Below are 11,826 nucleotides of genomic sequence, written 5' to 3' on the forward strand. Positions count from 1 at the left end.
GGCGTACGGCACACCCGGACCGGTACTGCGCAACCCCGCCCACCACACGCGGACGGACCCGCCGACGGCCGATGCGCCCGTACCCGCCGGGGGCGAGCCCGTGGCCGACTCGGCGGCATGGCGTCCTGTCCCCCCGGCCGGGCCGTCGGCGCGGGACGCGGTGCCCGTACGGCACACCGCGCCCGAAGAGGTGCCCGCGCACCATCCCGCGGCGGATGATGCCGCGCCCGTGCAGTACGCCGCGGCCGACGCCGTCCCGGCGCGGCGCGCCGTGGCAGCCGTGCCCGACGCCGCGCCCGTCGTTCCGGCACCCGCGCCGGAGCGGGCCGCCCCGGCGGCGCAGCTCCACGAGGACCTGCTGCCCGGGATCCTGGCCGCCGCCCGTGCCGGGCGGCACAACGAGGCGGCGGCGATGGCCGCCGCCTGGGAACAGCAGGCTCTGCGCCGGTACGGGCCGAGCAGCCCGGAGGCCGGGCTCTGGATGGAAGTGCGCGCCGACCTCGCCCGGCTCGCGGGCGACCACGCCCGCGCCGCCGAGCTGTGGATGGCCGCCGCCCACGCCCGGCTGGAGCGCGGCGGCACCGGGGACACGGAGGCGGTCGCGGCGGTGAAGCGGGCGCACTACTGCTGGCAGCAGAGCGGCGAGCGGGCGCCCGCCCTGGCCGCCGAACTGCTGGCCCTGTGGGAGCGGGTGCCCGGCGGCGAAGGGCCCGCCGCGCACCTGCGCGCGCTCCAGGACGTCCCGCCCGCGGCCGCGCGCTGATGCGCCGTCCCCTGTCTCCGCGCGGTGCGGGACGAGTGGCGGGTGGCAGCCTGGACCCAGGGGGCCCGGTGGGACACACTCGGCGCATGCAGTGGACTGACATCGACCGCATCGCGGCGGGACTCGCCGAGCAGCACCCCGACACCGAGCCCCTCAAGGTCGACTTCCTGGACATCCGGGACCGGGTCGCCGGGCTGAGCGGCTTCCGGGGCGACCCGACCCGGGTGAACCTGCGCATCCTGGAATCGATCCAACTGGCCTGGCTGGACCGGACCGGCAGAGGCTGACCACGGGCACCCCCGGTCACCGGACCGGTGCTCCGGCCCGGTGACCGGGGGTGCGCCCCGGCCGGCGGTGTGCCTCAGATGATGGCGACCAGGGCCCCGGTCAGCCGGTGGAGGAGGCCGCCCAGCCCGATCAGGGCGCCGCCCGCGAGGCCGCCGAACGCGCCGACGGCGCCGCGGAGGATGCCCGTCACGGTGCCCAGCAGGCCACCGCGGTTGTATCCGTCGATGCCGCGGTTCGCCTCGGCGTTCCGGTTCACCTCGCCGTCGGCGCGGTTCTCGGGAACGGCCTCGTCGTCCTTGGCGAGCACGACCGTGGCCGCGACGGCGTCGGTGGTCGCCGCGGAGACGCTGTTGGCGTCGGGCTTCGCGGCGGTCGACTGCTGGAGAAGAGCTGCCCGGGCCGCGTTGAGCGCGCCCAGATGCTGCTTGACGGAGGCACAGGCCTGGGCGCTCGGCCGCGTGTTCGCCTGAGCCGGGGCTTGGACGACGGCCTGCCGCCCGGGTGCCTGCCGCACGACGGGGACCTGCCCCATGTCGCACGCCTTCGCGGTGCCCGCGGCCATCTTGGTGATCTCGCTGGTGTCGATGGCCGACATGCCCTCGACGGCGGCCCGGCGCAGCGCTTCGGGCGTCGGCGTGAGCGGGTTGATGGCCGGGACCTTGGCGGGCTGTGCCGGCGCCGCCACCGCGGGCTTGGCCGCGTGCGGCGGGGCCGCGGGGGCCGGGGTGGCGAAGGACCCCATGAGGGCCAGGGCGAGGGTGCCGCACGCGGCTCCCGCGAGAACGAAGCCGGTGGTGCGGGGAGCGTTCATCAACGTACTCCTAGGAGCGGAGGGATCTTGAAGCTCACCTTCCGTCCGCCTCCGGGGGCCCGCAATCGGACAGCGTCCAACAGGGTGCCCCACCCTCCCCGGCACCGCCGCCTGTCCTACCGTCAGGAAAGCCGAAAACCCCCTCATGCCGCATAGGGGGTCGGACAGTTGACAGTGCGTCGACCCCGCCCGCCGGATCTGATGACCCGTACGGAACGGGGGTGACGCTCTGTCGGCCGATCAGCCGAAAGCCCGTCAGGGAAGCCTGCCGGGGAAGCCCGTCGGGCAAGTCCTCGGGAAAGCCGTCAGGTAAGTCCTCGGGAAGGCCCCTGGGCAGGGGGTCAGCGAGCGGTCGCGTAGACCCGGGACGCGAATTCGGCGATCTCCTCGTCGCTGAGGTTCTTCGCGAGGTTGGCCTCCGTGATCATGCCGACCAACTGGTGTCCGCCGCGTACGTCGATGACCGGGAGGCGCTTGATCTGGTGCGTCTCCATGGACTCCAGGGCCTCGTGGGCATCCGCGTCGGCGTCGATCCAGTGCAGCGGCGAGGCCAGCTCGACGGCCTTCATGGCTGCCGGGTCGCGGCCCTCCGCGACACACTTGAGGACGATGTCGCGGTCGGTGATCACGCCCTTGAGCCGCTCGTCGGAGCCGCAGATGGGCAGGCAGCCGACCGTCAGATCGCGCATCATCCGTGCCGCGTCGGCCAGTGACTGCTGCTCGTCGACACATGTCACGCCCGCCGTCATGATGTCGCGGGCCGTGAGCCTCTTTCCAGCCATGATCGCTCCTGTCCTGCACTCGCTCCTGTCCTGCGTGCGTGACGGCATGGTGCGTCATCTCCATCGCACCACGGATGGCCCAACGCCGCCACGCGTCACAGGGCGGGGCGTCACCTGCCCGGCGGCGGTGAGCTGGCGACGGCGCCCGGCATGTGCTTCTCCATGAGCGCGATCTTGCCGTCGAGCGGGCTGTCCATCGCGGGCCACACGTCGGCCTGCAGGACGAGCTGGACCCGGGGCGCCCGCGCGGCGACGGCCTCCGTGGCGCGCTTGACGACGTCCATGACCTCGTCCCACTCACCCTCGATCATCGTGGCCATCGAGTCCGAGCGGTAACGGAGCCCCGACGCCTTGATGATCTTCACCGCTTCCGCGATGTGCTCCGGGAAGGTCTCCCCGACGCCCAGGGGCGTGAGGGTGAAAGAGATGAGCACGGTGTCCGGTTCCTTTCGGCTTCTTTATCGACAAGTTCTTTATCGGCAGGAGGGCTTTCAGGCGAGCGAGGCCCGGTAGGCGAGGACGGCGGGCGACCGGTACGCCGACGCGACCCGCAGCAGGCTGCCGATCTCCTCGGCGAGGTCCTGCGCTCCCGGACCCGCCAGGTTGGCCGTCTGCGCCTGCGGCTCCTCCCCGGAGCGCTTGGCGTGCAGCGCGGCGGCCAGCCAGCACGCCGTCACATGCGCCTCGACCAGGTGCCCGGGGACGTCCTGACCGGCCACATGCGTACGGACCACGCCGAGGGTCGCCGGGGACACATAGTTGCGCAGCACGATCATCGCGTCCCTGATCTCGATGACTCTGCGGTAGAGCAGCAGCTGGAGCGGGACCGCGGCGGCTCCCAGCCGGTTCCCCGGCCGCAGCACCACGTCGGGGCTGGCCGCCGTCAGGTCCTGCCACAGCGCGTCCAGGCCGTGGTACGAGCGGCGGTCGCTCAGGTGCTCACGGACACGCGCCAGTACGGGCAGTGCCGCGCCGACCGCCATGAACGCCGCCTCCACACCGGTCACCGGGGAGAACAGCGGGGCGAACACCGTCGACCTGGTCCGCAGGTAGAACAGCTTCAGCACCCACAACAGCGACGCCAGCAGGATGCCCGTGCCGAACAGCCGCAGCCCGTACCGCAGCAGCCGCGGCGTGCCGGTCCTGCGCCCGTAACTCCAGCACACGACACCGCAGGTGGTGTCCGCCGCCAGATGGAACGCGAAGAACACCCACCAATAGGCGTCCGGGACGCTGGCGATGTCCCGGGACGGGGCGATCTGGTTGCGGGCGTGCGCGGGGCCGGTGAGGTCCAGCAGCACCAGCGTCACCATCACCGTGAACGCGGCGCCGAAGACCGGGAGGGTGCGCCGATGCCTGCCCGCCGCCCCGAAGATGAACCACAGCACCGCCGCCGCGTCCACGATGCTGAACAGATGTGTCGACAAGTCGATCCAGTGGGCATCCGCGATCAGCCGCGACAACACGGCCGTGACCGGCTCCAGATGCATCGACATCGCGAGGGCGATCATCACGATCGCGAACCACAACGGGCGTTGCTCCCGGTGTCCGATGCCCTGCGGGGCCCGGACGACCGCCACCGTCCACAGGGCGACGATGCCGCTGTTCTCCACCCACGGCTGGTCTAACCAGCTGAACACGGCACCCCCGTACGGTGCGCCGAGCGCAGCCCCATGGCCGATTCCAGCCCGCCGAGCATGCCCGACAGCAGCGTCGGCGCGGGCACCCGGCCCGCGGCCTCCAGGATCAGGGTGGCGATCATCTCCGCCTCCTGTTCCTGCTCGTCGCCGTACCGGATACGGGCCAGCGCCTGCCGTACGGACCGCGGGTCGCCGATGTCGAGATGGCGATAGAGCTCCTGGTCGTCCCCCGCCGAACGGTGGTTGCAGACCAGGTGCCCGATCTCGTGCACGATGATGTGCTCCCGGTGCAGCGGGCTCGTCTGCGCGTCGTAGAGGATGAAGTCCTCCGTGTCCACCGACAGCAGCATGCCCGACGGCGTGCCGGGTACGGTCGGCGTCGGCAGCGCGAGCAACCGCAACGGACGGTCGCGCTCCTCGGCCAGCCGGGCACACAGCGCCTGGGCGGAGAAGGGGTCGGGCACGGGTATTCCGCCGATCACCTTCTGGCATCGGCGGCGCAAGCGCCTCCAGTGCATCTCGGTCGGCTCTCCAGGAGTGATGGGGACGGGGGGACAGAGAACCCGGTAGCCACGGCGCGTCACGGTGTCACCGCGGAGCCGCGGCGGCCGGGTCTGCGTGCGGTGCGGCTCCCTGGCTGCACGTTCCCCCGGACGTTCCCCCGGTCGGTTTCCGGCAACATCGCGAGCCCCCTAGCACCCATGCCTCGGCCGGATGCGATCGTAGATCGTCGGGCCGTCTCCTGCCAGGTCCCCGGGCGTACTCGGGGACGGGCGGTTCGGGGCGTCCTGTGGGGGCCGCTCACCCCAGGCTGCTGCGGCGCCCGAAACGGCTGCTGCGCAGACGGCGTCCGACGGCGTCCAGCCTCGGGTGGCGTTCCCGTTGCTCACGCGAACGGCGGTCGAGCTCCTCGACCAGACGCTGCGAGCGTTTCTCCACGTCCAGCTCGTCCAGGACGCGGTCCACCTCGGCCAGCAGGGCGCCGTGCAGCTGCCACTGGCGCGGGTGCTCCAGCACCTTGTCGAGCAGCAGGTCGGCCGCCCGGTCGCGGGCGGCGCGCCCGGCGGCCAGCGCGGCGGCCAGCCGTGCCTCCGCCTCCTCGGCGTTCGCGGTCACCTGGGTGGTGATGACCACCGCGAAGCTCTCCACCGCCCCCGCGAGCCGTTCGAACACCTCCTCCAGCGCGTCCGCCACGTCCGCAGTGAACAGGGGCTCGTCCGTGCGCTCCTTGGCCAGGTCCGTGAGCGTCCGGGCGCTCACCCGCAGCACCACGGCCGAGATCTCCAGTGCGTCCAGCCCTGTGCGCAGCACCACGCGGAACAGCAGCCCCTCCCGCACCCGGGGGTTCAGCCGCAGGCTGTCCTCCGCCTGCCGCAGCGAGGCGTCCACCTCGGCGATGTCGTGGTCCAGCCGGCGCGCCTCGTGCAGCCGGGCCGCCGCCTCGGCGACCGTGACCTGTCCCTTGGTCTCCTGCCCCATGTCCGTCAGGAGCCGGCTCATCCGGCGCGCGAGCTCCTCGATGGCCTCGCCCGCCGGCTGCACCCACAGCGGAGGGACGAAGAGAAAGTTGAACAGCAGGCCGACCACCGCGCCGATCAGCGTCTCCAGCACCCGGTCCCACGAGGTCGCCGCGACCCGCGTCACGCCGAGCACCAGCATCGCGCTGATCGCCACCTCGGGCACGAACTCGCCCACCCGCACGAAACGGCCGATGACCAGCGAGGCCAGGATGATCAGCCCCAGGCTCCACCACGAAAGACCCACCAGCGTGCTGAAGCCGATGGCGATCAGCACGCCGGCCACCACCGAGTTCACTCTGCGGATGCCGGTCGTGAGCGTCGCGTACAGCGTCACCTGCACGACGAGCAGCGCCGTCAGCGGCGCAGTGAGCGGTGCCGGTTCCCTGCTGAGCCACAGGGCCACCACGTAGGAGATCACCGCGGCCAGCGTGGAGCGCACCGTCTGCACGACCGCCGGTTCCCGGCCGCGCCGGACCAGGGTCGCCAGGGGATCGGAGAGCGCGGGCACCTTGTGCCTCTTCCCGCCCCGTGCCGCTCAGGACACCCGTCCTTCCCCCGCGCCACCCGGGCGGTCGCCCGTCACGGACCGGGTTCCCGCACGCGATAGCGTCCTGGAGGGCCGGTCGGAGGATGGGCCCCTGATAAGATACATACTATCCGGTTTGGTTTTCGGGGCCCCAGGGGCTGGCGCAGAAACTGGCACAGCATCTGGCACAGAATCTGGGGCGGGATCTGGCGCAGAGCCCGGCCCCAGGGAACCGGCACGGAATCCGGCACAGAATTTCGGGACACAGGAGGTGCCCTTCGTGGCGAAGCAGGCGCGGGCGATCCAGACGAGGCGCACGATCCTGGAAGCGGCCGGCGCGGTCTTCGACGAGTTCGGGTACGAGTCCGCGACGATCGCCGAGATCCTCTCGCGCGCGGGCGTGACCAAGGGCGCGCTCTACTTCCACTTCGCTTCCAAGGAGGAGCTGGCGCGCGGCGTCCTCGAAGCCGCGCTCACCACGGAAGGGATCATCCCGCAGGAGTCCCGGCTCCAGGAGTTCGTGGACATCGGCATGGTCCTCGCCCACCGGTTGCCCCAGGAGCCGGTGCTCAGTGCCCCCATCAGGCTGTCCGCCGACCGCAAGGCGCGGGAGCTGTTCGGCACCTCGTGGGCGGGATGGATCGACTTCGCCACCGAGCTGCTGGGCGTGGCCAAGGAGCAGGGCGAGCTGCTGCCGCACGTGGACCCGGCGCAGGTGGCGATGGTGTTCGTGAGCGCGTGGACGGGCGTGGAGATCGTCGCCACGGCGGCCGTCGAGGACGGCGCCACCCTGGAGCAGCGGATCGGGGTGATGTACGACCACCTCCTGCCGAGCATCGCCGTGCCCGCGCTGCTGCGCACGCTGGACACCGCGCCGGACCGCGGCGCCCGGATCTGGGCCGTGCACCAGGCCGCCGCGGAGGCGGTCGCGGCGTCGTAGGCGCCACCCAGGAACGGACCGGTCCTCACGGGGACCGGTCGACGCCGGGCCGTCGGGGGGCGGCCCGGCATTTCTTTTTCTCCGCAATTAAAACCGACCAGTCGGTTTTGATCACCACGCCTTCGTGGGTGTCGGCCTTGACTTCTCCGGCGCCCCGTGCGACCTATGACGCGTACACGTCATTACCTGCTTCCCCGGCAACCCCACCCCGGACAGGAAGGAAGCACACGATGCGTACGTCGCAGAAACCCCCCAACCGCAGGCGGACACTGGCGGGCGCCGCCGTGGCCGCGGTGCTGGCAGGCGCCGGAACCGTGCTGGCGGCGCCCCCGGCCCTGGCCGACACCGTCCCCGTGCAGTACACGTGCACCGGCCCCGGCGCCCCCGCCGGCGTCCAGTCCCTGCAGGTCGCCGTCACGGCTCCCGACGAGGTCCATCAGGGCACCACCGCGAGCGTCTCCGCCGACGTCATCACCACGATCACCGCCCCGATCGACCTCCCGGCGGGCAGCGTCACCGGCGAGCTGACCCTCGACCTCGGCGGTGCGGGCACCGGCAGCGTGACCGCGACCGGCTTCAGCAACGCCGACGTCGTCCCCAGCGGCACCCCGGTCTCGGTGACCGGCGGCAAGGTGCCGGTCCAGTTCCACGCCGTCGGCCCCACGACCTTCTCGCCCGGCAGCGCTTCCGTGCATGTCTTCGGCATCACCGTCGAGTGCGCGATATCGGGCACCGCGCCGGTCGCCGCGACGACGCGGGTCCTGGCCTCCTGACCCTCAGGCCCGGGTGAGCGCGGCGGCGCCGAAGGACACGTCGAAACGGTCGCACCAGATGCTGACGCTCGTGTACCGGCCCAGGTCCACATCGGCCGGGAGCGGGTAGTTCTGGTCGCCCTTGTTGCCCTTGAGGGCCCCGAGGCTCCGGTGGGCGCCGTCGTCGAACACATACCAGCCGGCCCGGCCCTCCTTCACCGGCGCGTCGGTGATCAGGACCCGGAGGTCCGGGCCGTTGCTGGTGTCCAGACCCTCCAGACGCAGGGTGCGGCTGCCGTCGGGCAGCTCCAGGATCCGCACCGTGCCGGTGGTGCGGTGCTCGTGACTGATCAGCTCGCCGGTGGCGAGCGTCCTGGCCCCGCCCCGCTCGGCCGTCGCCGCGGGGGCGGCCTCGCGCACGGTGGTGTCGAGCCACAGTTTCCACGGCTGGAACCAGAAGGCCGCGGCCGTGAGGACGGCGAGACCCGTGAGGGCGGCGGTCAGGAGCGCGCGGCGGCGGGTGCTCCTGCGGGACGGGGGCTGGGGGCGGTTCATCGGAGGCTCCTCGGACGATGTGCTGTCACCTGGCCCAACGGGCCCGAGGGGCGTGGACGATCCGCGTCCCGCATGACGAAAGTCTTACGAGGGTGATCCGGGCGGTAGACCAGGCGCCGATCCAGGCGTCGATCCGGGCGCCGTACGGGGCGTATGGGACGTACGGCGCCCGTCGTCGGGTGCCGTACGCGGTCCCGGCACGCGCGGGGGAGCCGCGGCGAACTCCACGGACCGCGGCCGTTGCCGGGACGTCCGGTCCAGCAGGACGACCGACACCGCCTCGGGAAGCACCTCCGCCCCTTCTGTGGACAGCCGCCGCACCAACTGCCGCAGTCGCCGCTCGTGCCGGGCGAAGGCCCGCCCCGGAGCCCGGCGGCCCCGCGCCTCCTGGCCCGCCAGGGCCTCCGCCGCGCCGACGTCGAGCAGGACGACGTGCAGCTCACGGCCCTGCCGGCCGACGGCCCGGGCCAGGTAGCGGCGCATCCACGGCCTGCTGCCGCAGTCGTGCACGAGCAGCGGCTCCCCGGTGCGTGCCCCCGCGCGCAGCCACCGGAAGTGCTCGAACCGCGCCCACGGCCGGTAGACCGCGTACGGCACCCGGGCGGGCATCACGGCCTCGCACGCCTCGTGGACGTCCCGCGGGTCCACCGCCGCGGCCGCCCCGGACCAGCGGCGCAGCAGGGTGCTCTTGCCGCTCCCCGGCAGGCCCGACACGACGACCACCGCGCCCGGCGGGTAGGAGAAGAGCGCGGGCGCGTCGCGTTCCCCGCGGAGGTCCACCAGGCCGCGCGGCCGCAGCCGCGCACCCGTCCGGCCGGGCCCCTCCGGTATGCCGGGCCCCTCCGGTATTCGGCCCGGCCCGTCCGGCCTGCTCGTCCTGCTCACCACTGCCCCCTGTTTCGAACGGTTGCCCACAGCTTGGCACGGTGTTCAGCGTCCGGCACCGACGGCCCGGACAGGGGGTCGCGGGGCAGCCGGGCGGCCGGGGGCGGAGCGCCGTGCCGTCCGACCAGGGGCGGTACCCTCGGCGTGGCCCGGGCAAGATCACGGCCCGGGCGGGAACCGGAATCATCGTTCTTTCATCCAGCAGGACGGAACAAACCATCATGTCCTTCGGGGCAGCAGCATCATCCGGAGTGACGAGATGACGCAGACGACGCAGACACAGTCCGGGGCGTACCAGTCCCGGGGGCACCGCCGTGCCAGCCGCGCCAAGCGATGGAGCATCGTCGTGGCGTCCATAGCCGTACTCGGTCTGATCACCGGAGGGGTGCTCAACTACCTCAAGGTCGGTCCGTTCTCCGACAAGGGTGAGAAGGTCACCTTCGGCCAGGCGCCCGCCGGGAACGGCGGCCAGGCGGGCGGGAACAGCGGCGCGCAGCCCGCTCCGGACTCCAAGGTGCTGATGCCGACCGGGCCCGCGGCCGACTTCAAGAACGTCGACACCCTGGGCGACGGCACGCACATCGCTGTGACCACCCTGGAGGGCAAGAAGTCCGGCTTCACCGGGAAGGTGTGGGTCTGGGCGCCCAAGGCGTACAACGACCCGAAGTTCGCCAACAGCGGCTTCCCCGTCCTGATCGCGCTCCCCGGCGGCCCCGGATTCCCGGACAACTACTGGATGGGCACCAACCTCAAGCTCCAGTCGTCCATCACCAAGTGGTACAACGAGGGCAAGAGCAAGCCCTTCCTGCTCGCGATGCCGGTGCTGAACCCGAAGAACAACGGCACCTACTGGGACGGCAGTGACATCCCCGGCCAGCCGAAGATGGGCACCTGGCTCACCGACGACGTCCCGGACCTGATGAAGGCCAACTTCCGGACGATCAAGTCGCGCGACGGCTGGGCCTTCATGGGCTCCTCCTCCGGCGGCTTCGCGGGGATGAAGGCCGTCCTCAAGCACCCGGACCGCTTCAAGGCCGCCATCGCCTCCGGCCCGGACATCGTCCCGGACTCCCCGCTGTGGAAGGGCCACAAGCAGGAGATGGACGCGAACAACCCGGAGCTCCTGGCCAAGGATCTGATCGCCAAGGGCGGCCCGGACGTCTACATCGCCTTCCAGTACGGCACGCGGGAGGACCCCATCACGATCAACGGGGTCAAGAAGTTCGTCGCCACCTACGGCAAGGGACCGGTGCACACCAACGTCAAGGTGATCGAGGGCGGCAAGCACGACGCCTACACCTACGTCCCCAGCATGGGCCAGGGCGCGCCGAGCCCGATCGAGTGGATCAGCCAGCAGTTGTCGGACCCGCTCCCGGCCTCCTGACGCCGGGCCCGTACTCCGCCCGCGACACCTCCGCCCGGAGCCGCGGGACCGCACCCGGTCCCGCGGTTCCGGCGTTTCCGGGTCTCCCGGAGGGCACCGGGAATTTACTCTGTGTCGGATCCGTGTCGGAGAATATTTGTGCGAACAGGGGCTTGGGGCATGGGCGGGGAAGACTCCCGGAATCCACTGCGGTTCAGCGTTCTCGGACCGGTCAGGGCCTGGCGGGGAGCCACCGAGCTGCCGCTCGGCGCCCGTCAGCAGCGCTGCGTCCTGGCCGTGCTGCTGCTGCGCGGCGGCGGGACCGTCACCGTCGGGGAGCTCGCCGACGCCCTCTGGGGGGAGCGGCCCCCGCAGTCGGCCCTCGGCACGGTGCGCACCTACGCGTACCGGCTGCGCCGCGTCCTCGGCCACGATGTCCTCGGCCCCGACAACGGTGGCTACCGCATCGACACCCGCCCGTGCCACGTCGACGCCGCCGAGTGCGAACGCCTCGCCGCCGAGGCCGCCCGCCACCGCGCGGACGGCCGTACGGAAGCCGCCCTGGACGCGCTGGAAGCGGCCCTCGCGCTGTGGCGCGGCGAGGCACTGCCCGGGCTCCCCGGTCCGTACGCCGAACGGCAGCGCGCCCGCTGGGCCGAGCGCCGCCTCGAACTCCTCGAAGCCCGTATGGAGGCCGCGCTCGACCTCGGGCGCCACGACCGGGTCACCGGCGAGCTCGCCGAACTCGCCCACGAACACCCCTTGCGCGAACACTTCTCCCGGCTGCGGATGCTCGCCCTCTACCGCGCGGGCCGCCAGGCGGAGGCCCTGGAGGCGTACGCGTCCGCACGCCGGGCCCTCGCCGCCGAACTCGGCGTCGAACCGGGCCCGGAACTGCGCGAACTGCACGCGAGGATCCTCGCCGCCGATCCCGCGCTCGCCCTCGCCCGCACAGCCACCGGCACGGCCACCCGCACAGCCGTCGGCACCGCCGAGCGGCC

General features: G+C 72.3%; 13 protein-coding genes and 1 pseudogene. 6 read left to right on the forward strand and 8 right to left on the reverse strand.

Going from position 1 to position 11,826, the window contains the following annotated elements; translation table 11 throughout:
* A pseudogene (locus K6I34_RS19945) lies at positions 1 to 763 on the forward strand (hypothetical protein); the annotation flags it as partial.
* Between the two features lie 86 nt (positions 764 to 849).
* Positions 850 to 1,050 (forward strand): Fe-S cluster assembly protein IscX, encoded by a 201-nt coding sequence (iscX, locus tag K6I34_RS19950; protein WP_229327668.1) that lies wholly within the window; start codon positions 850 to 852, stop codon positions 1,048 to 1,050.
* 74 nt (positions 1,051 to 1,124) lie between these two features.
* Here the strand turns inward: iscX and K6I34_RS19955 are convergent, their stop codons facing one another.
* The 6 genes from K6I34_RS19955 to K6I34_RS19980 all read right to left on the reverse strand — a co-directional run bounded on the left by K6I34_RS19955 (position 1,125) and on the right by K6I34_RS19980 (position 6,312).
* Positions 1,125 to 1,862, reverse strand: coding sequence for a hypothetical protein (locus tag K6I34_RS19955; protein ID WP_229327669.1), 738 nt, complete (start codon positions 1,860 to 1,862; stop codon positions 1,125 to 1,127).
* Positions 1,863 to 2,203: 341 nt separating this feature from the next.
* Entirely contained in the window at positions 2,204 to 2,644 is a 441-nt protein-coding gene (locus K6I34_RS19960) for a CBS domain-containing protein (RefSeq protein WP_229327670.1), read from the reverse strand.
* Positions 2,645 to 2,754: 110 nt separating this feature from the next.
* Positions 2,755 to 3,078, reverse strand: coding sequence for a thiamine-binding protein (locus K6I34_RS19965; RefSeq protein WP_229327671.1), 324 nt, complete (start codon positions 3,076 to 3,078; stop codon positions 2,755 to 2,757).
* 57 nt (positions 3,079 to 3,135) lie between these two features.
* Positions 3,136 to 4,284 (reverse strand): MAB_1171c family putative transporter, encoded by a 1,149-nt coding sequence (locus tag K6I34_RS19970; RefSeq protein ID WP_229327672.1) that lies wholly within the window; start codon positions 4,282 to 4,284, stop codon positions 3,136 to 3,138.
* Positions 4,269 to 4,748: a hypothetical protein gene (locus K6I34_RS19975; RefSeq protein WP_229327673.1), complete on the reverse strand. Its 480-nt coding sequence runs from the start codon at positions 4,746 to 4,748 to the stop codon at positions 4,269 to 4,271. The genes K6I34_RS19970 and K6I34_RS19975 overlap by 16 nt, the downstream gene beginning before the upstream one ends.
* Positions 4,749 to 5,085: 337 nt before the next feature.
* Positions 5,086 to 6,312 carry an aromatic acid exporter family protein gene (locus tag K6I34_RS19980; protein WP_229327674.1) on the reverse strand — a complete coding sequence of 409 codons (1,227 nt, stop codon included), beginning with the start codon at positions 6,310 to 6,312 and terminating at the stop codon, positions 5,086 to 5,088.
* 298 nt (positions 6,313 to 6,610) lie between these two features.
* On the opposite strand from K6I34_RS19980, the gene K6I34_RS19985 reads away from it, so the two are divergent.
* The gene (locus K6I34_RS19985; protein ID WP_229327675.1) at positions 6,611 to 7,270 is read left to right on the forward strand and encodes a ScbR family autoregulator-binding transcription factor; all 660 of its coding nucleotides are present in this window, start codon (positions 6,611 to 6,613) and stop codon (positions 7,268 to 7,270) included.
* A 230-nt stretch (positions 7,271 to 7,500) separates the two neighbouring features.
* Entirely contained in the window at positions 7,501 to 8,043 is a 543-nt protein-coding gene (locus K6I34_RS19990) for a hypothetical protein (RefSeq protein ID WP_229327676.1), read from the forward strand.
* A 3-nt stretch (positions 8,044 to 8,046) separates the two neighbouring features.
* Here the strand turns inward: K6I34_RS19990 and K6I34_RS19995 are convergent, their stop codons facing one another.
* Together K6I34_RS19995 and K6I34_RS20000 are read right to left on the reverse strand one after the other, a co-directional pair.
* Complete coding sequence (locus tag K6I34_RS19995; RefSeq protein ID WP_229327677.1) at positions 8,047 to 8,577, reverse strand: DM13 domain-containing protein; 531 nt, start codon at positions 8,575 to 8,577, stop codon at positions 8,047 to 8,049.
* 84 nt (positions 8,578 to 8,661) lie between these two features.
* Positions 8,662 to 9,462, reverse strand: coding sequence for an AAA family ATPase (locus K6I34_RS20000; RefSeq protein WP_229327678.1), 801 nt, complete (start codon positions 9,460 to 9,462; stop codon positions 8,662 to 8,664).
* A gap of 259 nt (positions 9,463 to 9,721) precedes the next feature.
* Here K6I34_RS20000 and K6I34_RS20005 point away from each other — a divergent pair, with 259 nt between their 5' ends.
* Positions 9,722 to 10,846 carry an esterase family protein gene (locus tag K6I34_RS20005; RefSeq protein ID WP_229327679.1) on the forward strand — a complete coding sequence of 375 codons (1,125 nt, stop codon included), beginning with the start codon at positions 9,722 to 9,724 and terminating at the stop codon, positions 10,844 to 10,846.
* A gap of 159 nt (positions 10,847 to 11,005) precedes the next feature.
* On the forward strand, positions 11,006 to 11,826 hold an 821-nt coding region (locus K6I34_RS20010; protein ID WP_229327680.1), incomplete at its 3' end, for a BTAD domain-containing putative transcriptional regulator.

The sequence above is a fragment of the Streptomyces sp. UNOC14_S4 genome (genome assembly GCF_020740835.1).
GTDB lineage: Bacteria > Actinomycetota > Actinomycetes > Streptomycetales > Streptomycetaceae > Streptomyces.